This is a genomic window from Cellulomonas sp. B6, from assembly GCF_001462455.1.
Taxonomy (GTDB): domain Bacteria; phylum Actinomycetota; class Actinomycetes; order Actinomycetales; family Cellulomonadaceae; genus Cellulomonas.
Genome location: NZ_LNTD01000108.1, coordinates 1 through 24,921 on the forward strand (window position 1 = coordinate 1; position 24,921 = coordinate 24,921).

Sequence of the window (24,921 nt, forward strand, 5' to 3'; positions counted from 1 at the left end):
CTCCCCCTCTCTCGTCCCGCGAGAGCGCGATCCAGTCACCCCCGGAGGCCCTGGTGGACGAGCCCTACGGCTACCTGCTGGTGCACCACGTCGAGGACCCCGACGGGCACGGCGAGCGCATCTACCTCTCGTTGTCCGAGGGCGACGACCCGCTGCGCTGGCACCGAGCCAACCGCGGCGACGCTGTCCTCGCGTCGCCGCTGGGCACCACGGGCGTGCGCGACCCCTACCTCGTCGCGGGCGACGGCGAGTGGTTCGTCCTCGCGACCGACCTGCGCATCTACGGCGGTGACGACGCCGGGTGGGACGCGTGGACGCGCCACGGCAGCCGGTCGCTCGTCGTGTGGCGCTCGACCGACCTCGTGCACTGGTCGGAGCCGTGGCTGCTCGAGGTCGCGCCGCCCGAGGCCGGCATGGCGTGGGCGCCCGAGGCGACCTACGACCCGACGACGCGCGAGTTCGCCGTGACGTTCTCGTCCTCCTTGTACCCGACCGACGACGTGCACCACGCGTCCGCGTCGTACCCGCGGGTCCTCGTGGCCCGCACGCGCGACTTCCGCACGACGACGCCCGCGCGCGTGCTCATCGACCACGGCACGGGCGTCATCGACACCACGGTCGTGCCCGCGGCGCTCACGCCGGACGGGCGCGTGCACCGGTTCTCCAAGCAGGACGCCGACGCGCCCGGCTCGCTCAAGCTGTTCCACGAGGCCGGGTCGGCGCTCGACGCCGACGACTTCGAGGTCCTCGCGTCCCGGCTGGCCGACGACCGGTACGCGCACGTCGAGGCGCCGCTGGTGTTCCGCGCGCACCACGGCGGCGCGTGGTACCTGTGGGTCGACCAGTACTCGGTGCGCCCGCAGGGCTACCTCGCGCTGCGCACCGACGACCTCGCGTCGGGCGACTGGCACGAGGTGCCGGGGTTCTCGCTGCCGCCCGACACCAAGCACGGGGTGGTCGTGCCGCTCACGCGGGCGCAGCACGCGGCGCTCGACGCGGCGTACCCCGCCTGACGACGCACCCGGCGCGAACCGCTCAGAGCGGGACGGTGAGGCGGTCCGCGACGACCGGCAGCCACGCGGTCGCGTCGGCGCGCGCGCGGGCGGCGGGCTGCGGCTCGGCCGACAGGTCGGCGGCCTGCAGGTCCGCCATGTACCCGGCGGCCAGGAGCCGCAGCAGCTGGCGCGCGGGCAGCACGAGCCGGCGCCCGAGGCGCGGCATGAGCAGCTCGATCTCGTCGGCGACCTCGTCGGACATCTGCCGGTCGAGGTCGCGGTGCCGACGCGCGATCTCGGGGTGCCGCATCGCGAGCAGCGTGAGCTCGGCGTTGATGACGCGCCAGCGCCGGTCGTCGGAGATGCGCTCGAGCAGGATCTCGAGGAACCGCGAGATGTCCTGCAGGTCGAGCTCGGCACCCGCGGCGCACGTGGCCTGCGCGACCGCGAGCGCGTCGCGCAGCTCGCCGAGGCGGCGGCGGTGCTCGCGCGCCGCGAGCGCGAGCAGCAGCTCGTGCTTGCTCTCGAAGTTGGAGTAGAACGCGCCCCGCGTGAAGCCGGCCCGCTCGCACACCGCCTCGATCGAGGTCGCGTCGACGCCCTCGTCGGCGAAGAGGTCGAACGCGGCGTCGAGCAGGCGCTCGCGCGTGTGCTGGCGGCGGCGCGAGACCGTGGGATCGGCGGCGACGTCGACGGGGGCGTCGGTCATCGCTCACCTCCGGGGTGGGTGTCGTGGTGGGTGTGGTGGCGCGGGGCGTCGGGTGCGGAGCGATCCTACCGGTGTCGATACACCCCTGTATCGCATACAGTCCCGTATCGCATACAGTTCCGTATCGAAGTCTGACGCACCGTGCCCCGCACCGCGCCGACCCCGGACGCCGCTGTCCTCCCCCGCACACCCCGACCCTGGAGCAGCCGTGTCCTCTGCGCTCTACCGCCTCGGCCGCGCCGCCTACGCGCGGCGCCGCGCCGTCATCGGAGCCTGGCTCGCCGTGCTCGTCCTGCTCGGCGCCGGCGCCGTGCTGCTCGGCGGCAAGCTCGACAACTCCGTGACGATCCCCGGCACCGAGTCGCAGGCCGCGCTCGACCGGCTCGCCGCGACGTTCCCCGAGGCGGCGGGCACCACGGCGCAGGTCCTCGTCGTCGGCACCGACGGCGGCCAGGTCGACGACCCCGCGGTCGTCTCGGCCGTCGACGACGCCGCGCAGCGGTTCGCCGACGTCCAGGGCGTCACGTCGGCCGTCTCCCCGTTCGACACCACGACCCCCGGTGCGTCCGAGACCAGCAAGGACGGCCAGGCCGCGATCATGGTGCTGTCGCTGCGCGGCGAGGGCGTGGCGATCGGCGCCGACGTCAAGGACGAGCTGCGCGACCTGACGGCCGACCTCGCCGCCGCCCTGCCCGACGGCTACGACGCGACCATCGGCGGGCAGCTGTTCTCGCAGGAGTTCCCGGGTCTGACCGTCACCGAGGCGCTCGGCGTCGTCGTCGCGTTCGTCGTGCTCATCATCACGCTCGGCTCGTTCGCCGCCGCGGGCATGCCGCTGATCAACGCGCTGCTGGGCGTCGGCATCTCGACGCTGCTCGTGCTCGTCGCAGCGGCGTTCACGTCCGTCACGAGCACGACCCCGCTGCTCTCGCTCATGCTCGGCCTCGCGGTCGGCATCGACTACGCGCTGTTCATCGTGTCCCGGCACCGCGAGCTGCTCGCGACCGGCCTGCCACCGGACGAGGCCGCGGCACGCTCCAACGCCACCGCCGGCTCGGCCGTCATCTTCGCGGGCCTCACCGTCATGATCGCGCTCGTCGGGCTGTCGGTCGCGGGCATCCCCTTCCTCGGCGTCATGGGCGTCGCCGGTGCGATGGCCGTCGGCGTCGCGGTGCTCATCTCCATCACGCTCGTGCCCGCGATGCTCGGCGTCGCCGGCGCACGCCTGGTGCCGCGTCCGTCGCGCCGCGCGCGCCGTCGTGCCGGTGCCCGCGCCGAGCAGGCGGCCGGGACCCCCGCGTCCACCGAGACCGTGGCCGCCGCGACGACCGACGCGCACGACGACGAGTGGGACCTGCCCGCGCAGCACAACCGGTTCTTCGCGGGCTGGGTGCGGCTCGCGACCGCCAAGCCGTGGATCACCGTCGTCGTGACCGTCGGCGCCATGGCGGCGCTGGCGTTCCCCGCGCTCGACCTGCGGCTCGCGCTGCCCGACGCGGGCGTGCAGCCCACCGGCTCCTCGCAGCGCGTCACCTACGACCGCATCTCCGAGCACTTCGGCCCCGGCGCGAACGGCCCGCTGATCGTCACCGGCAGCATCGTCACGAGCGACGACCCCCTGCAGCTCATGCAGGACGTCGCCGACGAGCTGCGCACGCTCCCCGGCGTCGAGGACGTGCCGCTCGCGACGCCCAACGCGTCGATCGACACCGGCATCGTGCAGGTCGTCCCGACCACGGGGCCGACGGACCCGAAGACCGCCGACCTGGTCAACGCGATCCGCGACCTGCGGCCCGAGATCCAGGAGAAGTACGGGTTCGACCTGTCGGTCACGGGCTTCACGGCCGTCGGCATCGACGTGTCCGCCAAGCTCGGCGCGGCGCTGCTGCCGTTCGCGGTGTTCGTCGTCGGCCTGTCGCTCGTGCTGCTGACGATGGTGTTCCGCTCGGTCGCGGTCCCGCTCAAGGCCACCGTCGGGTACCTGCTGTCCGTCGCGGTCGCGTTCGGCGTCGTCACGAGCGTGTTCGAGCACGGGTTCGGCGCCGACCTGCTGCACGTCTCGCGGCTCGGCCCGGTGATCTCGTTCATGCCGATCGTCCTCATGGGCGTGCTGTTCGGCCTCGCGATGGACTACGAGGTGTTCCTCGTCTCCCGCATCCGCGAGGACTACGTCCACTCCGGCAAGGCGCGCGCGTCCATCGCGACGGGCTTCGTCAGCTCGGCCAAGGTCGTCACCGCGGCCGCGGTCATCATGGTCGCCGTCTTCTTCGCCTTCGTGCCCGAGGGCGACATCAACATCAAGCCCATCGCGCTCGGGCTCGCGGTCGGCGTCGCGGTCGACGCGTTCGTCGTCCGCATGACCCTCGTGCCCGCCGTGCTGCAGCTGCTCGGCGACAAGGCCTGGTGGATGCCCCGGGCGCTGGACCGCGCGCTGCCCTCGTTCGACGTCGAGGGCGAGTCGCTGCACCGCGAGATCACGATGCGCGGGTGGCCCGGGTCGGACGACGTGGTCGTCGCGGCGCGCGACCTGCGCCTGGCCGGGCCGCACGGCGACGACCGCGTCGAGCTCGACGTGCGCCGCGGCGACGCGCTCGTCGTGCACGCCGACGACCCGGCGCGCGTGGCCGCGCTGCTGCTCACCGTCACCGGGCGCCTCGAGCCGGCGGACGGCGACCTCAAGGTCGCGGGCTACCTGCTGCCGGTGCGCGCCGCGGCCGTCCGCCGCCGCGCGGGCTACGTCGACCTGCGCACCGAGGGCGTCGACGCGCTCGCCGCCGCGGTCGAGGAGCGACCGACCGTCCTGGCGGTCGACCGCACCGACGTCGTGACCGACGGCCGCGAGCGACGCCACGTCGCCCGGCTGCTCGCCGACGCGGCCGCCCGGGGCACGACCCTCGTGCTCGGCACGGTCGGCACGTCACCCGCCGACGACCTGCTGCCCTCCGGCACCCCCGTGACCACGCTCGCGCCCTCCGCCGGCGCCCTCGCATGAGCGCGCAGGAAGGACCTGTCATGACCCGCACCTCCCCCGCAGCCCGGCGCTGGCCGGCCGTGGTCGTCGCGATCGCGGCACCGCTCGCGCTGGTCGTCCTGCTGCTCGCCGCCGCGTGGGCGCCGGCCGACGCGCTGCCGCGCGTCAAGGCCGCCGTCGTCAACCTCGACCAGCCGGTGACGGTCCAGGGGCAGTACACGCCGCTGGGGCGTCAGCTCGCGGGGGCCCTGGCCTCCGGCGACGACGTCAGCGCGAACTTCGACTGGGTCGTCACGGACGAGGACGACGCGACCGCGGGCCTCGCCGACGGCACGTACGCCGCCGTCGTGACCATCCCGAAGAACTTCTCGTCGGCCGCGACGTCGTTCACCGCGGCGGTGGGCGGCGGGTCCGCCGAGGCCGGTGCGGGCGACGCCGCAGCCGGTACGGACGCCTCCGGCACGGACGACGCGTCGCCGGCAGCGACGGCCGGCATCGAGACCGGCACGCCCGCGGCGACGCCCCAGCAGGCGACGGTCCAGGTGACGACGCCCGACGGCGCGACCGCCGTCGACCAGGTCGTCGCCAACGCCGTCGCGACGACCGCCACGCGCGTGCTGGGCGAGCAGCTCACGACCACCTACGTCGAGAACGTGCTCGTCGGCTTCTCGACCCTCAAGGACCAGCTCGGCCAGGCCGCCGACGGTGCGACACGGCTCGCGGACGGCACACGCCAGCTCGCCGACGGCACCGGGCAGCTCGCCACGGGCGCCGACGGCCTCGCGGGCGGAGCCGCCCAGCTCGCGGACGGCGTGAACCAGCTCGGCGGCGGCGCGAACCAGCTCGTCGGCGGCACCGCGCAGCTCGCCGGCGGCGCCCGGCAGCTCGCGGGGGGCGCGCAGCAGCTCGCCGACGGCGCCGGGCAGTCGGCGGCGGGGGCGCAGCAGCTCGCGGGCGGGACGCAGCAGTCGGCCGCGGGCGCGCAGCAGCTCGCGCAGGGTGCCCGGGACCTCACGACCGGCACGGGGCGGCTCGCGGCCGGGCTCGGCACGACCGCCGACGGCGTCACGCCGCTGCCGCGGCTCGTGACCGGTGCGGAGGGGGTCGCGGGCGGCCTGCAGCAGCTCGTCGAGGGGTCCACCGCGGGCCGGGCGCAGGCCGCCGCGGCGCTCACCGAGCTCGACACCACGATCGCGCAGACGCAGGCGGGCCTCGAGGATGCCGAGTGCGGGCCGACCTCCGCCGACCCCACCTGCGTGAGCCTCGGCACGCTCCTGCCCGTCCTGCAGGAGCAGCGCACCGGTCTGCAGGAGCAGGTCGACGGCCTCGACGCGCAGATCGCCGGGCTGCAGCAGCTGCTGGGCGGCGCGCAGCAGGTCGCGGGCGGCCTCGGCCTCGCGGTGAACGGCGACGGCACGCCGCAGAACCCGGGTCTGGTCGTCGGCCTGCGCCAGCTCGCCGACGGCGCCGCGCAGCTCGACGGCGGCGCCCGTCAGCTCGCCGGTGGCGCCGACCAGCTCGCGGGCGGTCTCGGGCAGCTCTCGGGCGGTGCCAACCAGCTCGCCGGCGGTCTCGGTCAGCTCGCGACGGGGACGTCGGGCCTCGCGTCCGGCGCGTCCGGCCTCGCGTCGGGGGCCTCGCAGCTCCAGGGCGGCACGTCGCAGCTCGCGGCAGGTGTCGCGCAGCTCGGCGGCGGCGCCGACCAGCTCGCCGACGGCAGCGCGCAGCTCGCCGACGGCGTGCGGCAGACCGACGCGGGTGCCGCACAGCTCGCGGACGGGTCGGCGACCCTCGGGTCGGGCCTGACCCAGGCCGTCGACCAGCTGCCGACGACCCCCGAGGACGAGCGCGCGAACCTCGCCCAGGTCGTGACGGCCCCCGTCGCGGCGCCGTCGTCGACCGTCACGGCACCGCTGGGCCGCGTGTCGACCCTCGTCGCGGTCGCGCTGTGGATCGGCGCCCTCGTGCTGTTCCTCGCGTTCCGCCCGCTGCCGGCACGCGCGGCGGGCTCGACGCGACCGGCGCTCGCGCTCGCGCTCGGCGCGCTCGCGGTCCCCGCGGCCGCCGCGCTCGTCGCGGGTGCCGCCACGGGTGCGCTCGCGGGGGCGATCACCGGGCAGGGCGCGGGCCGCACGCTCGCGCTGGCCGGGCTCGGTGCGGTCGGCGCGGTCGCGCTCGCGGCGTTCCACCAGGCCCTCGCGGCGTGGTTCGGGACGGTGGGGCGCGGCATCGCGCTCGTGGCCGGGTTCGGGTTCCTCGTCGCGGGCCTCGCCGCGACGGTCCCGTCGTGGGTCGCGACGTCGGTGGGTTGGCTGCCGGTCGGCCCGGTCGCCGACGCGCTGGCCGGTGTGCTCGGCGAGTCGACGGCCTCCGTCGGGGGCGCGGTCGTCGCGCTCGCGCTGTGGGCCGTCGGCAGCGTGCTGGCCAGCACGGCCGCGGTGGCCCGCGCCCGCAGCGCGTCGGGCGCCCGGGTGGTCGCCGCGTACGCCTGAGTCCGGCGACGGACCGCGACGGGCCGGCACCCCGCACGGGGTGCCGGCCCGTGGCACGTCCGGGCCTCGTCGCCCGTCGCGCAGCCGCCGCACGACCGGGCCACGCCGCCCGTCGCGCAGCCGCCGCACATCCAGACCCGTCGTCCGCGCGCAGCCGGTCCAGGTCAGCGCCCGCAGCTCGTCCGACCCGCCGGGCGGCGGCACGCGGCACGGCCGACCCGCCGCACACCCGACTCGCCGGGCCGACCGACCCGCCGGGCGTCGGACCCCGTCGTCACGTGCGCGGCCGTCGCGCCTCCACGCCTCCACGCCTGCCGCGCATCCGGCCCGTGGGCCGTCCGGAGCGTCGCCCGCCTCCCCGGTGACGTGCTCGGCCCTTGAGACGAGGCCGTGACGAGACCGGGCTGATGTCGCTTCTTCCCCACACCGACGCACTCAGCCCGGTCTCGTCGACCGCTCGTCCCACCGACCAGGACAGCGGTACCCGCCGTGCCGGTTCGCGGTGCGGCGGGCGGCAGCACGATGGCGCACGGCACGACGGCGCACCGGTCGCTCACAGCACGACGCGCTCGAAGCACGACGCGCCGGCACCCCCGCAGGGGTGCCGGCGCGTCGCACGTCCGGCCGCGGCCCCTCAGCGCCGCCGGACCGCCAGCACGCGCTGCAGCACGACGAACGCCAGCAGCACGACGCCGATGAACACGCGGGTCCACCACGAGTCGAGGCCCTCGCGCGCGATGAGCACCTGGATGAGCCCGTACACGAGCACGCCCGCGCCCGTGCCGAGCACGAACCCGACGCCGCCCGACAGCAGCGTCCCGCCGATGACGACGGCCGCGATCGCGTCGAGCTCCATGCCGATGCCGGTGAGGTTGAACCCGGACTTCGTGTAGAGCGCGAACAGCACGCCCGCGATGCCGGCGCACGTGCCGGAGATGACGTACACCCACACGCGCGTGCGCGCCGGGCGCAGGCCCATGAGGTTGACGGCCGCGCCGCCGTCACCCGCGCCCAGGCCGTACACCGACCGGCCGAACCGCGTGTAGTGCAGCACGAGGAACGCGATGAGCAGGACCGACAGCGCGACGACGATGCTCGCGTTGATGCGCCACAGCTCACGACCCTCGCCGAACTTCAGGCTCCACGCGGCGAGCGCCGAGAAGCCGTCGTCGTCGATCTTCAGGGAGTTGACGCTGATGACGTTCGCGAGCCCGCGCGCCAGGAACATCACGGCGAGCGAGGCGATGAACGGTTGGATGTCGAACACCTGCACCATCACGCCGATGAGCAGTCCGCACGTCGTGCCGATGAGCACCGCCACGGGCAGCACGACCACGATCGGCAGCCCGGCCGAGAACATCTCGGCGATGGACAGGCCGACCAGCGCGACGACCGCGCCGACCGACAGGTCGATGCCGCCGGTGAGGATCACGAACGTCATGCCGACGGCCAGCACCAGCAGGTACGAGTTGTCGACCAGCAGGTTCGACAGCAGCTTCATGCTGATGAAGTCGACCCGCTCGGTCGAGTACCGCTCCTGGCCGACCCCCAGCATGATCATCAGCGTGAGGATCGTGCCCAGCACGGGCAGGAACCGGCGGTCGAACCCGCTCAGCGCGCGGCGCGCGCGGTGCACGACCGTGGCGGCGGGCCGCTCGGCGCGGACCATCTCGTCGGTGCTCATGCCGTCACCTCCTGGGCGGGCGTGGTCTCCACGGGGGCGGCCGGGGCGTCCGACCGGTCGGCGCGTCGTCGCCCGCGCAGCATCGCGCGCAGCGTCGGCGACGCCGCGACGCAGACCGCGATGAGCACGAGCGCCTTGAACAGCGGCGTGGTCTGCGACGGGAGCTGGAAGATGATGACGGCCCGCTCGAGCGTGCTGAGCAGCATCGCGCCCACCAGCAGCCCGCCGAGGTAGAACCGGCCGCCGTCGAGCTTGGTGCCGCCGAGCACGACGACCATGATCGCGTCGAGCTCCTTCATGAGGCCGATGTTGTTGGCGTCGGCCGCCATGGTCGGTGCGCCGTACACGAGGCCCGCGAGGCCCGCGAGCACGCCCGCGATGACGTAGACGGTCCACGTGGTGCGCCGCGAGCGGACGCCCGCGAGGCGGCTGGCCTCGCGGTTGATGCCGATGGACTCGAGGAACATCCCGAGCGCGGTGCGCCGCACGAGCAGCACGACGAGCCCGAACGTGACGACCGCGATGACGACGGGCGTCGGCACGCCGAGCACGAACCCGGACCCGATGGACTTGAACGGCGGGCTCGTGACCGTCGTGATCTGCCCCTGCGTGATGAGCATCGCGATGCCGCGCCCGGCGACCATGAGGATCATCGTCGCGATGAACGGCTGGATGCCGAGCCCGGCGACCATCGCGCCGTTGAACATGCCGCCCAGGCCGCCGACCGCGAGCCCCAGCAGCACCGCGGTGAGCACGGTGCCGGGCGCGGACGGGTCGGCGGCGTTGTCGAGGTACGTGAGCGACACGGCGAGCGCGATCGCCATGACCGCGCCGACGGACAGGTCGATGCCGCCGGTCGCGATGACGAGGCACATGCCGAGCGCGAGCAGCAGCGGCGTCGCGCTGTTGCGCATGAGGTCGACGAGCTGCCCGAACAGGTGCCCGTCGCGGACCGTGACGTCGAGGAAGCCGGGGCTCGCGACGCCGCACGCGAGGATCAGCAGCACGAGCGCGAGCAGGGGCCAGAACAGGCCGTGGTGGGTGACCTCGCGCCAGACGTCGGCGCCGCGCGACCCGCGGGCGGGTCCGGCGGCGCGCTGGCCGGGGGCCGTGGTCGGGCTCATGCGCGTGCTCCGCTCTCGGCGATCGTCTCGAGGATGGTGGCGGTCGTGACGTCGTCGGTGTTGACGAGCTCGTCGACCTTCTGGCGGTCCCGCATGACGACGAGCCGCTGGCTGAGCCGCAGCACCTCCTCGAGCTCGGAGGAGATGAAGACGACGGACATGCCGTCCTGCGCGAGCTCGGTGACGAGCTTCTGGATCTCGGCCTTGGCGCCGACGTCGATGCCGCGCGTCGGCTCGTCGAGGATCAGCAGGCGCGGCGCCGTGGCGAGCCACCGCGCGAGCAGCACCTTCTGCTGGTTGCCGCCCGACAGGTTGCGGATCAGCGCGTTCGGGTTGGGCGGGCTGATCTGCAGCGCGGTGATGTACCGCGCGACGACGTCGTCGAGCTGGCGGCGCGGGATGGGGCGCCACGTGCCGCGCCGGGCCTGCATGGCCAGGGCGATGTTCTCGCGGACCGTGAGGTCCCCGACGATCCCCTCCTTCTTGCGGTCCTCGGTCGAGTACGCGATGCCGCGCGACAGCGCCGCGAGCGGCGAGGTCAGTCGCGTCAGGGCGCTCTGCACGCGCACGTCGCCGGTGTCGGGCCGGTCGGCACCGGACAGCAGGCGCGCGAGCTCGGTGCGGCCCGAGCCCAGCAGCCCGGCGACGCCGAGGATCTCGCCCGCGTACAGGTCGACGTCGAACGGCTGCACCGACCCGTTCTTGCCCAGGCCGACGGCCGTGAGGAAGGGCTCCTCGCGGTCGGAGTGGATCGTGATGGTCGAGCGCGCCTTCTCCTCGATGCCCGCGAGCGCGTCGCCGGACTTGCCGATCATCGCGGCGATCAGGTCGCGCCGGGGCAGGTCCGCGATCATGTGCTCGCCGACGAGTCGGCCGTTGCGCAGCACCGTGATGCGGTCGGAGATCTCGTAGATCTGGTCGAGGAAGTGCGAGACGAACAGCACCGCGACGCCGTCGTCCTTGAGGCTGCGCACGACGCGGAACAGCTCGGCGACCTCGGCGTTGTCGAGGCTCGACGTGGGCTCGTCGAGCACGAGCACCTTGGCGTCCACGACGAGCGCGCGCGCGATCGCGCACAGCTGCTGCACCGCGATCGTGTGCGACGACAGCATCGACCGCGGGTCGACGTCGAGGTGCAGGCGGTGCAGGTACTCGGCGGCCTTGCGGCGCGTCGCGCGCCAGTCGATGAAGGGCCCGTGGCGGACCTCGTGACCGAGCATGACGTTCTCGGCCACCGTGAGGTTCGCGCAGAGGTTGACCTCCTGGTAGACCGTGGAGATCCCGGCGGCCTGCGCCTGGCTCGGCCCGTCGAGGCGGACCTCACGGCCCTCGACCTCGATGCGGCCGGAGTCGATCTGGTACACGCCGGTGAGGGCCTTGATGAGCGTCGACTTGCCGGCGCCGTTCTCGCCCATGAGGGCGTGGACCTCACCGGGGAAGAGCCGGAACCCGACGTCGTCGAGCGCCTTGACGCCCGGGAACGCGATCGAGATCCCGGTCATCTGCACGACGGGTGCGGGGGGTGCTGCGGACATCGGTGTCCTTCCTGCGCGGGCCTGCACGGGCCCGGCCCGGGCGGGTGGTGTCCCCCGCCCGGGCCGGTGCTGCGGGCGTCAGTAGGCGCGGGCGTCCACGTCGGCCTGCGTGATCGTCTGGTCGAACGCCTTGTCGATCACGATGGTCTCCTTCGGCACGTCCTCGCCGTCGGCGACCTTCTTGATGAGGTCGGCGAGCTGGTCCCCGAACACGGGGTTGCACTCGACCACGTAGTTGAACTTCTTGTCCACGAGGGCCTGCAGGCCGTCACGGACGCCGTCGACGGACACGATCTGGATGTCCTTGCCGGGGACCTTGCCCGCGGCCTCGATGGCCTCGATGGCGCCCAGGCCCATGTCGTCGTTGTGCGTGAAGATCATCGTCATGTCGGGGTAGGCCTGCAGGGCCGCCTCGACGGCCGTCTTGCCCTCGGCGCGCGTGAAGTTGCCGGACGCCTTGCCGATGATCTGGTCGCCCACGACGTCGCCGAAGCCGGCCTCGCGGTCGACCTGCGCGCCCGAGCCGAGCGTGCCCTGGAGCTCGAAGATCTTGGCGTCGGGCGCGTTCTCCTTGACCCACTCGCCGGCCGTGGTGCCCTCCTGCTTGAAGTCGGCGCCGATCCAGGTGACGTACGGGTCGTCGACGGTCGTGTCGACCGTGCGGTCGACGAGCACGACCGGGATGCCCGAGTCCTTGATCTCCTGCAGGACCTCGTCCCAGCCCGTCTCGATGACCGGCGAGAACGCGATGACGTCGACGTCCTGCGCGACGAAGTCGCGCAGCGCCTTGATCTGGTTCTCCTGCTTCTGCTGCGCGTCGACGAACGTGAGGTCGAAGCCCGCGTCCTTCGTGAGGCTGGCCTTGACGGACTCGGTGTTCGCGGTGCGCCAGCCCGACTCGGCGCCGAGCTGGGAGAACCCGACGCGGATCGAGTCGCCCGAGCCGCCGCCCGAGTCGCCGGTGGAGCCACCGCCGGCGCCGGTGTCGTTGCCGCCGCCGCAGGCGGCGAGGGCCAGGATCGTGATCGCCGAGATCGCACCGGCGACAGCGGTGCGCGTGCGCGTGTTGCCCTTCATGCAGCTCCTCCTCGAGCAGCGTGGTCGTCGTCGTCGACGGCCCGTCCGGGTGTGTGACGGGATGAGTGTGAACGTTCTCAACGGCCTGCGTCAACGAGTTCGTGTTGCGTTTCGGTCACGGGCGTCGTCGCAGGCCACGGCGCTGCGAAGCCCTCGTGGTCATGGGATGTGAGCGATCACATCTCCTGCGGGTCCGGACGACCGTCCTGACCTGCGCGATCAGTCCTCGACGTGCTGCGGGACCGGCTCGGGCCCCGTGACCGCGACCGCGTCGCGCACGGGCGGCAGCACGACCCGCGCCGGGTCGCGCGGCGGGGCCGTGCTCTCGCGCACCAGGAGCCGCGGCGACACCGCGACGGCCGACGACGTCGCGGTGCCGTCGCGCGCCGCGAGCAACAGCTCGATGCACCGGTAGCCCAGCTCGTCGAGCTCCTGCGCGACCGTCGTCAGCGGCGGCACGAAGTGCGCGGACCCGTCGCCGTCGTCGTACCCGACCACCGACACGTCGTCCGGCACGCGCACGCGCGCGTCGGCCAGCGCGTGGATCATGCCCAGCGCGAGCAGGTCGTTCGCGGCGAACACCGCCGTCGGCAGCGTCGTGCGCAGCCGCCGCACGCGGTCCACGAGCTCGCGGCCCGCGAGGTAGCCCACCTCGGCGCTCCAGTCGTCGGCCCACAGCGTGCGCGGGGCCAGCCCGGCCGCGGCCATCGTCTCGCGGAAGCCGACGGCCCGGGCCCGCGCGTCGACCCACGGCGCCGGACCCGCCAGGTGCAGCACGTCCCGGTGCCCCAGGTCCAGCAGGTGCTGCGTCGCGACCTTCGCACCCGCCTCCTGGTCGATCGCGACCGCGAGGCTGTGCTCGGGCCCCACCCGGCCCGCGACGACCACCGGCACGTCGGCGCGCGCCTCGAGCACCGCGGCGGCCGCCTGGTCGTGCGACGCGACGACGACGATCCCGTCGACGCCCTGGTCGAGCAGGTGCTCGATCGCCGCGGCGACCTCGTCCTTGTGCTGCAGGTCGACGGTCGCGAGCGACACGAACAGCCCCTTGGAGCGGGCCGCCTGCTCGATCGCGAGCAGCGTGCGCGTCGGCCCGAACAGGTGCGAGCCCGACGACACGACGCCGAACACCCCCGAGCGGCGCGTCTTGAGCGACCGCGCGGCGATGTTGCGGCGGTAGCCCAGTCGCTGCATCGCGTCGAGCACGCGCTCACGCGTCTCGGTCGCGACGTTCGGGTGGTCGTTGATGACGCGCGAGACGGTCTGGTACGACACCCCCGCCGCGGTCGCGACGTCGGTGATGGCCGGGGGGCGAGGGCGCGCGCTCACGGCGCACCACCGGGGAGCGCACGAGCACCGCGCACCGGGCCACCTCCGAGAACCAGGCCGGACACGCACGTCGGGTGTACGCGTCAGTGCACAGTAGACCGCACGAGGCCCGTCGGGCTCATGCGGTCACCGCCACGGGCGCCGTCGGCTCCGCTTCACCCGCCGCCCCGCGGGCGTGACCGTCGGCGACGTCGGCGCGACGGGCGCGTCGGCGCTGCGACCCGACCCCACCTCCGGCCCGGTCGCCGCGCAGGCCGTCGTCGGGTCACCGCGCAGGCGTCGACCGGTCGCCGCGCAGGCGTCGTCGGCTCGCCGCGCAGGCGTCGACCGGTCGACCGCGGCCCGACCCGCGTCACCGGTCGGCTGGACGGCGCGCGGGTGCGCGGCCTCCGAGCCGTCGCGCCGTCGCCCGCCGCCGGTGGCAGGGTGGGCGGATGCGGTCGGGAGGTGTCGACGTGGTCGACGGGTACGCGTTCGCCAACGGGTTCGTCAACGTGCTCGCGACGCTGCCGACCGGCACGCGGGTCGCGACCGCGGGGCGCTGCGGCGGCATGGCGTACTCGGTGCTCGACCACGCGCTGGCCGGGCGCGACGTGCCCGCGTGGGACCCGCACCTGTTCGCGCCGGGCCGCGTCCCACCGGACGGTCACGTGGTCGCCGACCACCTCGCGCGGCGCCAGCTCGACTCGTTCCGCACGCCGTCGGCGCTGCGCTTCCTCACGTGGTCGGTGCTGCCCGACGCGGACCTGGGCCCGGTCGCAGGCGTCCGCACCCGCACCCGGCGCGAGCTGCCGGGCGTGCTGCGTGCCGTCACGCAGGGGCGGCCGGTCGTGCTGGGCATGGTCGTCGCGCGGTCGCTGCTGCGCTCGGGCGACAACCACCAGGTCGTCGCCACGGGCTTCGTACGCGAGGACGACGCGCTCACGCTGACGGTCCACGACCCGAACTCGCCGGGGCGTGCCGTGACGCTCGTCGAGACCTCCGACGGCTGGCACGCGAGCAACGGACGGCTGTGGCGCGGGTTCTTCCGGCACGCGTACGCGCCGCGCACGCCGCCGCCGCTGCCCAGCGCGTCGCGCCGCCCGCGTGCGGCCGTCCGCGCGGGGGCACCGGTCGCGCTCGTGCACGTCGCGACGGGCCGGCTGCTCGTCGTCGACGACGACCGGCCCGCGCTCGCGACCACCGCCCCCGCGACCGGTTCGTCGTGGACGCCCGCGCTCGCCGACGGCGACGCCCGCCCGCCGACCGACGGCGACGCCGTGCACTTCCGCTGGGACCCGCCGGCGGGCACCGGGCACCTCCGCGCGGAACCGCAGGGCGCCACGGGGGTGTCGGCCGGTGCCGGCGCGGTCCGAGACGGCCGGCACCTGACCGTCGTCGACGGCGAGCCCGCGGTGGCCACGGGTCGGGGCGAGGGCGAGGCCACGCACCACCGCGACGAACCCTCGGCCCACGTCGCCGGGGTCGAGGCCGGGTCCCCGGGCTGGACCCTCGTCGTCGACGGCGGCGGCGCGTGGCGCGAGGGCTCCCGCATCCGGCTGGTCCACGCCGCGACCGGCGCCCTGCTCGCCGGCAGCCGCACGGGCCCGGCGACGACGTTCACGCCCGACGCGTCGACGTGGTGGACGGTCGCCGCCCCGTCCGACTGACGCCCGACCGCCCCGCGGCCCCGCGCCCGCCGGGCTCGGCCCTCACCGTCGAGCGCGGTACCTCGCCACCGAGTGCGGGTGGAACGAGTGCCGCGCTCGGCGGGGAGCTACCGCACTCGGCGCGGCGACCCGTGCGGAGGGCGTTCGGTTCCGCGCGGGCGGGATCGTGCGCGGGCGGGCCGTGCGGAGGCCGAGGGCGCGTGGTCAGGAGGTGGCGGCGACCCGCAGGACGTCGGCGAACCACGGCGTGACCTCGCCCGCGTCGACCAGCGCGCGCGCCTGCGCGAGCGTGACCCACGCGGTTTCCGCGACCTCGTCCGGGTCGGGCGCCAGCTCCCCCGCGACGCGGCCGACGACCACGTGGTCGTGCTCCCACTCGACGTGCCCGGAACCGGCGTCGGGTGCGCGGTACACGAACGTGCCGACCTCGTGCGCGTCGACCAGGTCGACACCCAGCTCGTCCCGCACGCGCGTCGTCGCGCTGGTCAGCAGGTCCGACCCGGGTGCGGGGTGACCGCAGCACGAGTTGGTCCACAGCCCGCCGAACCGCACCTTCACGAGCGCGCGACGCTGCAGCAGCAGCGCACCGTCGGGACGCGTCACCAGCACCGAGAACGCGCGGTGCAGGCGGCCCGGCGCGGCGTGCGCCTCGGCGACCGTCGTGCGTCCGCCGGCCGTGCCGTGCTCGTCGACCAGCTCGACCAGGTCCGTCTCGGCCACCGGCACCACCTTCGTCCACCCGCCGCGGCGGGTCGCCGCGCGGTGCGGCCCGGCGCCACCGTCCCCGTTCCGCGCGGGCGGTGCAAGTCGGGCCGTCCGCTCAGGCGTCGGCCGCACCCCCGGGCGGGCGCACGGCGGCGACGGTCGCGCGGACCGCGACGACCCCGAACCCGAGGAGGACCCCGCCGACGGCGACGAGCACGGCCGCCGCGGGCGCCGTGAACGCGCACACCACCGTGCCGACGCCAGCGAGCGCGACCACGACCCCCGCGACCCGGTACGCGGGACCCTGCGCGGCACGGAACGCCTCGGCGCGCACCGACCTGAAGCGGCCGCCGGGGGCGGCCAGCGGCAGCACCGCGCCGACCACGACCAGCAGCACGCCGACGGCGGCGCCGACCGTGCGCTCCCAGTCGAACGCGGCGCCCGTGTGCAGCGACAGCACCCCGAGGTGCACGACCAGCAGCACGACGGCCAGCCCGGCCGACGTCCACCCGAGCACGCGCCGCACCCGCTCGGGCGAGCGTTCCTGCAGCGCGGGCGTCAACGACCCGAGGTGGTGCTCGACCCAGGGCCCGAGCGCGAGCAGGACGGCCAGCAGCGTGGCGGTCGCGGGCAGCAGGACGGCGCTCGCGCCGCGCGGCACGACGCTCTCGCCGTGGCGACCGGCGGCCTCGCGCGTGACGACCTCGGCAGCCATGTCGGGCCAGGCCACGACGGACGCGACGACCATCGCGACGACGGCCGCCGCGGTGATCGCGGCGCCGGGGCCGTGCCAGGACCAGACGGGCGGGGCGTGCTGACCTGTCGTTCTCATGGTTCCCCCTGGGTGGTGGTCGCCTCGCCGGGACCGACGTCGGCGGGTGGCTGCTCCGCGCGCCGCTCGGTGGCCGTCGCGGCGGACGCCGCGACGACAGACGCTGCGGACGATCCGCCGGACGGCTCTGTGGACGGCCCCTCCGCTGACGCGTCCCCGCCTCCCGTCGTCCTCGACGCGGTCGGAGCGTGCCCGACGCCGCCGGTGCGCCCGGACGTCCGGCTCTGCTCGTCGTGCCCGGTCCCGGACCGCAGGCCCTGCAGGAGCAGGATCGCCTCGTCGAGCAGCGTGAGCTGCACGCGGTACTGGATCTCGGTGCCGCGGCGTCGGGACTCGACCAGTCCGGCGTCCCGCAGCACCCGCAGGTGCCCGGACAGCGTCGAGGGCACGACGCCCAGCGCGTCGCCGAGCGCCCCGGCACGCACGTAGTCGCGGGTGCGCAGGTACCGCAGGATCTCGCGGCGCGTGCGGTGAGCGAGCGCGTCGAACACCCCTCCCGCGCGTCCTTCGGTATTTCGCGTCACACCGAAATACTACGCGCCGCGGCGTCGCGCCGTCAGCCCCGGCGGGCCGACCCCACCGACGGACAGGCTCCCGCCCCCACGGACGGCGTCGCGCCCCTGTCCGTCGCGTCGCGACGCTGTCCGTCGAGGCGGCAGCCGCCCGTCGATCAGGGCAGCGTGAGCTCCTGGCGGTCGACCTCGGCGAGCGCCGCGACCGACTCGCCGGCGCCGTCACGCAGGAACCCGCACGCGTCGGTCGGCCACGCGGCGCGCACCGCCCGGCCGTCCGCGTCGACGAGGTACAGCACGGGGACGGCCTGGAACATCGCCGCGCACGCCTGGTCGGGGCGCGGCACCTGGTCCGGGCGGCGCAGCTGCGCGAGCAGCGGCCCCAGGTCGCCCTCGAGGCGCACCACGTCGACGCGCGTCCCCGGCGACGTCGTGCCGGGCGCCTCCGTCTCCGACGGACCCGGCACGGCGGGCCCGCCCACGGCGCCCCCGGGCGGCACGGGGGCGTCGCCCACCTCCCCCGGCGCCGGTGCGCCGAGCTCGGGGACCGGCACCCGCGACGGCCCTGACCCGGGCGCCAGGGCCGCCAGTCGGCACTCCACCGCGGCGACCGGCACGAACCCGTCCGGCACGGCCCCCGCGCGCGGCGCCGCCGGCAGACCCTCTCCCCCGCCGACGCCGTACGCGGACACCGTCTCGCGGACCGCGCAGTCGGCGGCGTCGACGACCGCGGCGACGTCGCGGGGTGCCGCGCCTTCACCGGCCCCGCCGCCGGAGTGCCCGTCCCCGGCGCACCCTCCCAGCAGGAGCACCGCTCCGACCGTCGCCCCGACCACCCTCCACGCTGCCCGTCGTGCCCTCATGCCCCGACTCTGTCGCGGCACCACCCGCGCTTGCACGCACGACGCACGACGACGGCCCCGGTCCCCTCGTGCGAGGGGACCGGGGCCGTCGGTGGTGCGGGGCGGGTCAGGCCGGCGCGAGACCCGTGCCGGCGTCGCCGCTGCGCGCACCCGAGGACGGGGCCGGCGGGACGTCGGTGCCGGAGCCCGGCGTGCCGGACGACGCGCCGACGGCGACCGGCTCCTTGTCCTGCACGCCGCGCGGCACGCCGCGGAACGTGAACTCGCCGAGCAGACCCTCGCCCTCGGCGTCGACGATCACCAGCTCGCCGCCCTTGAGCTCGCCGAACAGGATCTTCTCGGACAGCGTGTCCTCGATCTCCCGCTGGATCGCGCGGCGCAGCGGCCGGGCACCGAGCACCGGGTCGTAGCCCTTCTCGGACAGCAGGGTCTTCGCGGCGGGCGTGAGCTCGATGCCCATGTCCTTGTCGCGCAGCCGCTTGTCGAGCTTGGCGATCATCAGGTCGACGATCGCGAAGATCTCCGGCTGCGAGAGCTGCGGGAAGACCACCACGTCGTCGACGCGGTTGAGGAACTCGGGACGGAAGTGCGTCTTGAGCTCGTCGTTGACCTTGGCCTTCATGCGCTCGTACGACGTCGACAGGTCGCCGCCGGCCTGGAAGCCGGTCATGACGCCCTTGGCGATGTCCCGCGTGCCGAGGTTCGTGGTCATGATGATGACGGTGTTCTTGAAGTCGACGACGCGGCCCTGCGAGTCGGTCAGGCGACCGTCCTCGAGGATCTGCAGCAGCGAGTTGAAGATGTCCGCGTGGGCCTTCTCGACCTCGTCGAACAGCACGACGGAGAACGGCCGGCGGCGCACCTTCTCGGTGAGCTGACCGCCCTCGTCGTACCCGACGTACCCGGGGGGCGAGCCGAAGAGCCGCGAGACGGTGTGCTTCTCGGAGAACTCCGACATGTCGAGCTGGATCAGCGCGTCCTCGTCCCCGAAGAGGAACTCGGCGAGCGCCTTGGCCAGCTCGGTCTTCCCGACGCCCGTGGGGCCCGCGAAGATGAACGACCCACCGGGGCGCTTGGGGTCCTTGAGGCCCGCGCGCGTGCGGCGGATGGCCTGCGACAGCGCCTTGATGGCGGCGTCCTGGCCGACGACCCGCTTGTGCAGGTTCTCCTCCATGTGGAGCAGCCGGCTGGACTCCTCCTCGGTGAGCTTGAACACCGGGATGCCCGTGGCGTTGGCCAGCACCTCGGCGATGAGCTCCTCGTCGACCTCGGCGACGGCGTCCAGGTCGCCGTTCTTCCAAGCCTTCTCCTTCTCGGCGCGCTTGAGCCCGAGCTGCTTCTCCTCGTCGCGCAGGCGCGCGGCCTTCTCGAAGTCCTGCTCGTCGATCGCGGACTCCTTGTCGCGACGGGTCTCGGCGATCTGCTCGTCGAGCTCGCGCAGCTCCGGCGGGGCCGTCATGCGGCGGATCCGCAGGCGCGCGCCCGCCTCGTCGACCAGGTCGATCGCCTTGTCCGGCAGGAACCGGTCGTTGACGTAGCGGTCGGCGAGCGTGGCCGCGGCGACGAGCGCGGAGTCCGTGATGGACACGCGGTGGTGCGCCTCGTAGCGGTCGCGCAGGCCCTTGAGGATCTCGATCGCGTGCTGCAGGTTCGGCTCGGAGACCTGGATCGGCTGGAAGCGCCGCTCCAGGGCCGGGTCCTTCTCGACGTACTTGCGGTACTCGTCGAGCGTGGTCGCGCCGATGGTCTGCAGCTCGCCGCGCGCGAGCATGGGCTTGAGGATCGACGCGGCGTCGATCGCGCCCTCGGCGGCGCCCGCACCGACGAGCGTGTGGATCTCGTCGATGAACAGGATGATGTCGCCGCGCGTGCGGATCTCCTTGAGGACCTTCTTCAGGCGCTCCTCGAAGTCGCCGCGGTAGCGCGAGCCGGCGACCAGCGCGCCGAGGTCGAGCGTGTAGAGCTGCTTGTCCTTGAGCGTCTCGGGGACGTCGCCGCGGACGATGTCCTGCGCGAGGCCCTCGACGACGGCGGTCTTGCCGACGCCGGGCTCACCGATCAGCACCGGGTTGTTCTTGGTGCGGCGGGACAGCACCTGCATGACCCGCTCGATCTCCTTCTCGCGCCCGATCACCGGGTCGAGCTTGCCGTCGCGGGCCGCCTGCGTGAGGTTGCGGCCGAACTGGTCGAGCACGGCCGAGCCGGACGGCTGGCCCTCCGCCGGGCCGCCCGAGGCGACCGGCTCCTTGCCCTGGTAGCCCGAGACGAGCTGGATGACCTGCTGGCGCACGCGGTTGAGGTCGGCGCCGAGCTTGTTGAGGACCTGGGCGGCGACGCCCTCGCCCTCGCGGATGAGCCCGAGCAGGATGTGCTCGGTGCCGATGTAGTTGTGGCCGAGCTGCAGCGCCTCGCGCAGCGACAGCTCCAGCACCTTCTTGGCGCGCGGCGTGAACGGGATGTGCCCGCTGGGCGCCTGCTGGCCCTCGCCGATGATCTCCTGCACCTGGGCGCGGACCGCCTCCAGGGAGATGCCGAGCGACTCCAGGGCCTTGGCCGCGACACCCTCACCCTCGTGGATCAGGCCCAGGAGGATGTGCTCGGTGCCGATGTAGTTGTGGTTGAGCATCCGCGCCTCTTCCTGGGCGAGGACGACCACGCGACGGGCTCGGTCCGTGAATCTCTCGAACATGTGCACTCCTCACGAGCGGCGTGCCCCGGCTGCGCCGTGCGTCGGTGGTGCGCACGGAGCCGACAGAGCGGCGTGTTTCGATGCTAACGGCGGGGTACCGCCCGGACGTCCCGTGTTCGCCGCAGGCGGAGAGGCCCGCCGGGGACGCTCCGAGCACGTTCGACGGCACGGCCGCGAGGCGGTCCGGGGAACCGTGCCCGCACGCCGGACGTTCCCGTTCTCGCCGGACCCCCGTCCGGTACGTTGACCTGGACCGTCACGTCAGGCGGCGCCGCGCAGCCCGCGCTCCCGGAGGACCAGCATGAGCGAGCCCAGCCCCCTGCAGCCGCCCGCCCCCGCGGCCGCGTTCGCGCTCGAGGCGCCGGCACCCGTCGCGCCCGTCGCGGCGACCGACGCGCCCGCGATGGCGCCGCGCGTCGACCCGGCCGCGCTGCCGGGCCTGGACGCCAAGGTCGCGGCGTACCTCGCGGGCCTGGACGCCGTGCAGGCGGGCTCGCCGGAGTTCGCGGCCAAGGGCGACGACGTGCGCCTCATGGGCGACACCGACATCCGGCAGGCCGCCGACTCCTCGAACCGGCTGCTGCAGGTGCCGGTGCGCGAGCTGCGCGAGGGCGGCGTGTCCGGCACGTCGCAGGTCGGCAGGTCGCTCATGGACCTGCGCCGCACTGTCGAGGACCTGGACCCGTCGGAGAAGACGGTGGGCAAGAAGCTGCTCGGGTTCCTGCCGTTCGGCGACTCGCTGACCGACTACTTCCGTCGCTACGAGAGCTCGCAGAAGCAGATCGACGCGATCGTCAAGGCGCTGTACCGGGGGCAGGACGAGCTGCGCAAGGACAACGCGGCGCTCAACCTCGAGAAGCAGCACCTGTGGGACACCATGGGCCGGCTCAACCAGTACATCTACGTCGCGAGCGCGCTCGACGCGCAGCTCTCCGCGAAGATCGCGCAGGCCGAGGCGACCGACCCCGAGCGCGCGCGGGCCCTGCGCGAGGACGTGCTGTTCTACGTGCGGCAGAAGCACCAGGACCTGCTCACGCAGCTCGCGGTGTCGATCCAGGGCTACCTGGCGATCGACATCATCATCAAGAACAACGTCGAGCTCATCAAGGGCGTCGACCGCGCGACGACCACGACCGTCGCGGCGCTGCGCACCGCGGTGCTGGTCGCGCAGGCCCTCAACAACCAGAAGCTCGTGCTCGACCAGATCTCGGCGCTCAACACCACGACGTCGAACATGATCGCGTCGACGTCGAAGATGCTGCGCGAGCAGTCGGTGACGATCCAGCAGCAGGCCGCGAGCGCGACGATCGGGCTGCCTCAGCTGCAGCAGTCGTTCGCCGACGTGTTCGCCGCGATGGACTCGATCGACACGTTCAAGGTGCAGGCGCTGGACTCGATGGCGCAGACCGTCGGCGTGCTGGAGACCGAGACCGCGAAGGCGAAGCAGTACCTGGACCGCGTGTCGCGGTCGGACGGCACGGACGCGTCGAGCGGCTCGCTCGACCTGGGCCTGCGCTGACGCGGCCGACGCGCACGGGGGCGAGCCCGGCGACGGTCACGGCAGCGGTCACGGCGGCGGGCGGACGGATGAGCACGACGAGCGGGACGGGGGTCGGCCGATGAGCGCGCTGGGCGACCTCGTCGCGCGCCTGCTCGGGCGCGCGCGCCCGGCCGTCGTCGTCGAGGAGGACCCCGTGCCCACGGCCGAGCAGATCGCGACGGCCGTCCGGGACGTCGAGGCGCGCATCGAGGGCCGCGTGCCCGCCGCGGTGACCGCGCGCGTGCACCGCATCACCGGGACGGTCGAGGACATGGTGCCGCGGCTCGACCGGTTCGGCGTCGGCGACCGGCAGGCGTACACGGTCGTCGCGACCGCGACGAGCTACCTGCCCGAGGCCGTCGACGGCTACCTGCGCCTGCCGCGCGACTTCGCCGACCGACGCGTGGTGTCGCGCGGGCGGACGTCGCTCATGGTGCTGTGCGACCAGCTCGACCTGCTCGCGGTCACGCTCGAGAAGATCTCCGACGCGGTGTACCGCGCCGACGCGCAGGCGCTGGTCGCGCACGGCGAGTTCCTCGCCGAGAAGTTCGGGCAGTCGTCGCTCGACGTCCCCGGGGCGGGGGCGTCGTGACCGCGCCGGTGACCGGCACGGTGGCCGAGGCCCTGGACACGCTGGTCGCGGCCGGCTCCGCCGCCGGCCTCGACGCGGCTGCGGTGCGCGACGAGGGCGAGCGCCTGGCCGCGGCGGTCGCCGAGTCCGCGCCCGGCGCCGCACCCGCGTGGCTCGCCGCAACGGGCCGTGACGGCGACGACCTCACGGCGTTCTTCACGGCGGCCGGGTCGGCGCGCCGGTGGCGGCACGCGCCGACCGACCTGCTCACGTCGCTGACCACGGCGCGGTCGCCGCACGCCGGGGCGTACGCCGACGCGCTCGCGCACGTCACGTCGGCCGCGTGCGACCTCGGCACGCCCGCGCTCGGCGTCGTCGCGGCGGCCTCGGTGACCGCCGCGGTGCAGCGCGCGGCCGCGGGCGTCGCGGTGGCCGACCCGGTGGTCACGAGGCCCGGCGCAGGTGCTGGATCGACCTCTCACGCCCCAGGGGGTGGGGCGGCCGCGCCCGGCGAGGGTGCTGGATCGACCTCTCACGCCCTGGGGGGTGGGGCGACCGCGCCCGGCGAGGGTGCTGGATCGACCTCTCATGCCCACGTCGGTGGGGCGGACGGGGCGGGCGCGTCCGGCGACGCGGGCGGCGCGCCGCCCGAGAAGACGTTCGACGAGCTGCTCGCCGAGCTCGACGCGCTCGTCGGCCTGGACCGCGTCAAGCGCGAGATCCGCCAGCAGGCGCAGCTGCTGCGCGTCGAGCGGCTGCGCGCCGACGCGGGACTGACACGCCCCTCGCTGACGCGGCACCTCGTGTTCGTCGGCAACCCGGGCACCGGCAAGACGACCGTCGCGCGCCTGGTCGCCGGGCTGTACCGCGCGCTCGGGCTGCTCGCGCAGGGGCACCTCGTCGAGGTCGACCGCTCCGAGCTCGTCGCCGGGTACCTCGGCCAGACCGCCGCGAAGACCACCGAGGTCGTGCAGCGCGCGATCGGCGGCGTCCTGTTCATCGACGAGGCGTACGCGCTGGCCGACGACCAGTACGGCACCGAGGCCGTCAACACGCTCGTCAAGGACATGGAGGACCACCGCGACGAGCTCGTCGTCATCGTCGCCGGCTACCCGCTGCCGATGGCGCGGTTCCTCGCGACGAACCCGGGCCTGGAGTCGCGGTTCGCGACGACCATCACGTTCGACGACTACACCGACGGCCAGCTGCGCGAGATCTTCGCGCTCGCCGCGCGCCGCGCCGACTTCGAGCCGTCGCCCGCGTGCCTCGACCTGCTCGAGGAGATCGTCGCCGCGCAGCCGCGCCACGAGGGCTTCGGCAACGGCCGGTACGCACGCAACCTGCTCGACCGCGCGGTGCTGCGGCACGCGTGGCGGCTGCGGGACGTCGCCGAGCCGACCGTCGAGCAGCTCCGCACGCTCCTGCCCGAGGACCTCGCGACGGACGTCGAGGACGTCGCGCCCGACCTGCCCGTCCCGGACGCCGACGACGCCGCGCCGCTCGACGCACCTCCCGTCGACGCGGGCGCCCCGCCGGCGCCCGGCACCGTCGCCCCGCGCGCCGACGATGACGGCCCGCCGACGCCCTGCACCGCAGACCCGGACCTGCCCGCCCCCCGCACCGACTCCGAGCCCACCGAGGAGC

General features: G+C 74.5%; 18 protein-coding genes. 7 read left to right on the forward strand and 11 right to left on the reverse strand.

The window, feature by feature from the left end:
- The coding region (locus ATM99_RS10490; protein ID WP_223304981.1) for a glycoside hydrolase family 43 protein at nucleotides 1-1,013 on the forward strand (1,013 nt) is incomplete at its 5' end.
- A 22-nt stretch (nucleotides 1,014-1,035) separates the two neighbouring features.
- Here ATM99_RS10490 and ATM99_RS10495 read toward each other — a convergent pair.
- Nucleotides 1,036-1,704, reverse strand: coding sequence for a TetR/AcrR family transcriptional regulator (locus tag ATM99_RS10495; protein WP_062102871.1), 669 nt, complete (start codon nucleotides 1,702-1,704; stop codon nucleotides 1,036-1,038).
- Between the two features lie 208 nt (nucleotides 1,705-1,912).
- Between ATM99_RS10495 and ATM99_RS10500 the strand changes: the two genes are divergently transcribed.
- Both ATM99_RS10500 and ATM99_RS10505 read left to right on the forward strand, forming a co-directional pair.
- Nucleotides 1,913-4,696 carry an MMPL family transporter gene (locus ATM99_RS10500; protein ID WP_062102872.1) on the forward strand — a complete coding sequence of 928 codons (2,784 nt, stop codon included), beginning with the start codon at nucleotides 1,913-1,915 and terminating at the stop codon, nucleotides 4,694-4,696.
- Nucleotides 4,697-4,716: 20 nt separating this feature from the next.
- Entirely contained in the window at nucleotides 4,717-7,167 is a 2,451-nt protein-coding gene (locus ATM99_RS10505; protein WP_150118242.1) for a YhgE/Pip domain-containing protein, read from the forward strand.
- A 634-nt stretch (nucleotides 7,168-7,801) separates the two neighbouring features.
- Here ATM99_RS10505 and ATM99_RS10510 read toward each other — a convergent pair.
- The 5 genes from ATM99_RS10510 to ATM99_RS10530 form a co-directional block, all read right to left on the reverse strand.
- Nucleotides 7,802-8,851: a sugar ABC transporter permease YjfF gene (locus ATM99_RS10510; protein ID WP_082659573.1), complete on the reverse strand. Its 1,050-nt coding sequence runs from the start codon at nucleotides 8,849-8,851 to the stop codon at nucleotides 7,802-7,804.
- A complete protein-coding gene (locus tag ATM99_RS10515; protein WP_082659575.1) occupies nucleotides 8,848-9,975 on the reverse strand; it encodes an ABC transporter permease in 1,128 nt (375 codons plus the stop codon). Before ATM99_RS10515 ends, ATM99_RS10510 begins: the two co-directional genes overlap by 4 nt.
- Nucleotides 9,972-11,510 carry a sugar ABC transporter ATP-binding protein gene (locus ATM99_RS10520; protein WP_062102874.1) on the reverse strand — a complete coding sequence of 513 codons (1,539 nt, stop codon included), beginning with the start codon at nucleotides 11,508-11,510 and terminating at the stop codon, nucleotides 9,972-9,974. The genes ATM99_RS10515 and ATM99_RS10520 overlap by 4 nt, the downstream gene beginning before the upstream one ends.
- Nucleotides 11,511-11,588: 78 nt before the next feature.
- Nucleotides 11,589-12,587, reverse strand: a complete 999-nt coding sequence (locus tag ATM99_RS10525) for an ABC transporter substrate-binding protein (RefSeq protein WP_062102875.1) — start codon at nucleotides 12,585-12,587, stop codon at nucleotides 11,589-11,591.
- A gap of 219 nt (nucleotides 12,588-12,806) precedes the next feature.
- Nucleotides 12,807-13,916: a LacI family DNA-binding transcriptional regulator gene (locus ATM99_RS10530; RefSeq protein WP_223304983.1), complete on the reverse strand. Its 1,110-nt coding sequence runs from the start codon at nucleotides 13,914-13,916 to the stop codon at nucleotides 12,807-12,809.
- Between the two features lie 434 nt (nucleotides 13,917-14,350).
- Between ATM99_RS10530 and ATM99_RS10535 the strand changes: the two genes are divergently transcribed.
- Nucleotides 14,351-15,565 (forward strand): hypothetical protein, encoded by a 1,215-nt coding sequence (locus ATM99_RS10535; RefSeq protein ID WP_150118243.1) that lies wholly within the window; start codon nucleotides 14,351-14,353, stop codon nucleotides 15,563-15,565.
- 204 nt (nucleotides 15,566-15,769) lie between these two features.
- Here the strand turns inward: ATM99_RS10535 and idi are convergent, their stop codons facing one another.
- The 5 genes from idi to ATM99_RS10555 form a co-directional block, all read right to left on the reverse strand.
- On the reverse strand, nucleotides 15,770-16,285 hold the full coding sequence (gene idi / locus ATM99_RS10540) for an isopentenyl-diphosphate Delta-isomerase (protein ID WP_223304985.1): 516 nt from the start codon (nucleotides 16,283-16,285) through the stop codon (nucleotides 15,770-15,772).
- Nucleotides 16,286-16,385: 100 nt separating this feature from the next.
- Complete coding sequence (locus tag ATM99_RS18950; protein WP_150118244.1) at nucleotides 16,386-17,102, reverse strand: hypothetical protein; 717 nt, start codon at nucleotides 17,100-17,102, stop codon at nucleotides 16,386-16,388.
- The gene (locus ATM99_RS19320; RefSeq protein WP_190278815.1) at nucleotides 17,099-17,626 is read right to left on the reverse strand and encodes a helix-turn-helix transcriptional regulator; all 528 of its coding nucleotides are present in this window, start codon (nucleotides 17,624-17,626) and stop codon (nucleotides 17,099-17,101) included. Before ATM99_RS19320 ends, ATM99_RS18950 begins: the two co-directional genes overlap by 4 nt.
- A 146-nt stretch (nucleotides 17,627-17,772) precedes the next feature.
- The gene (locus ATM99_RS10550) at nucleotides 17,773-18,426 is read right to left on the reverse strand and encodes a hypothetical protein (RefSeq protein WP_082659577.1); all 654 of its coding nucleotides are present in this window, start codon (nucleotides 18,424-18,426) and stop codon (nucleotides 17,773-17,775) included.
- A gap of 157 nt (nucleotides 18,427-18,583) precedes the next feature.
- Nucleotides 18,584-21,166 carry an ATP-dependent Clp protease ATP-binding subunit gene (locus ATM99_RS10555; protein ID WP_062102879.1) on the reverse strand — a complete coding sequence of 861 codons (2,583 nt, stop codon included), beginning with the start codon at nucleotides 21,164-21,166 and terminating at the stop codon, nucleotides 18,584-18,586.
- Nucleotides 21,167-21,467: 301 nt separating this feature from the next.
- On the opposite strand from ATM99_RS10555, the gene ATM99_RS10560 reads away from it, so the two are divergent.
- The 3 genes from ATM99_RS10560 to ATM99_RS10570 form a co-directional block, all read left to right on the forward strand.
- Nucleotides 21,468-22,685, forward strand: coding sequence for a toxic anion resistance protein (locus tag ATM99_RS10560; protein WP_062102880.1), 1,218 nt, complete (start codon nucleotides 21,468-21,470; stop codon nucleotides 22,683-22,685).
- A gap of 100 nt (nucleotides 22,686-22,785) precedes the next feature.
- Nucleotides 22,786-23,298, forward strand: coding sequence for a hypothetical protein (locus ATM99_RS10565; protein ID WP_062102881.1), 513 nt, complete (start codon nucleotides 22,786-22,788; stop codon nucleotides 23,296-23,298).
- On the forward strand, nucleotides 23,295-24,921 hold a 1,627-nt coding region (locus tag ATM99_RS10570; protein WP_223304987.1), incomplete at its 3' end, for an AAA family ATPase. The genes ATM99_RS10565 and ATM99_RS10570, both read left to right, overlap by 4 nt.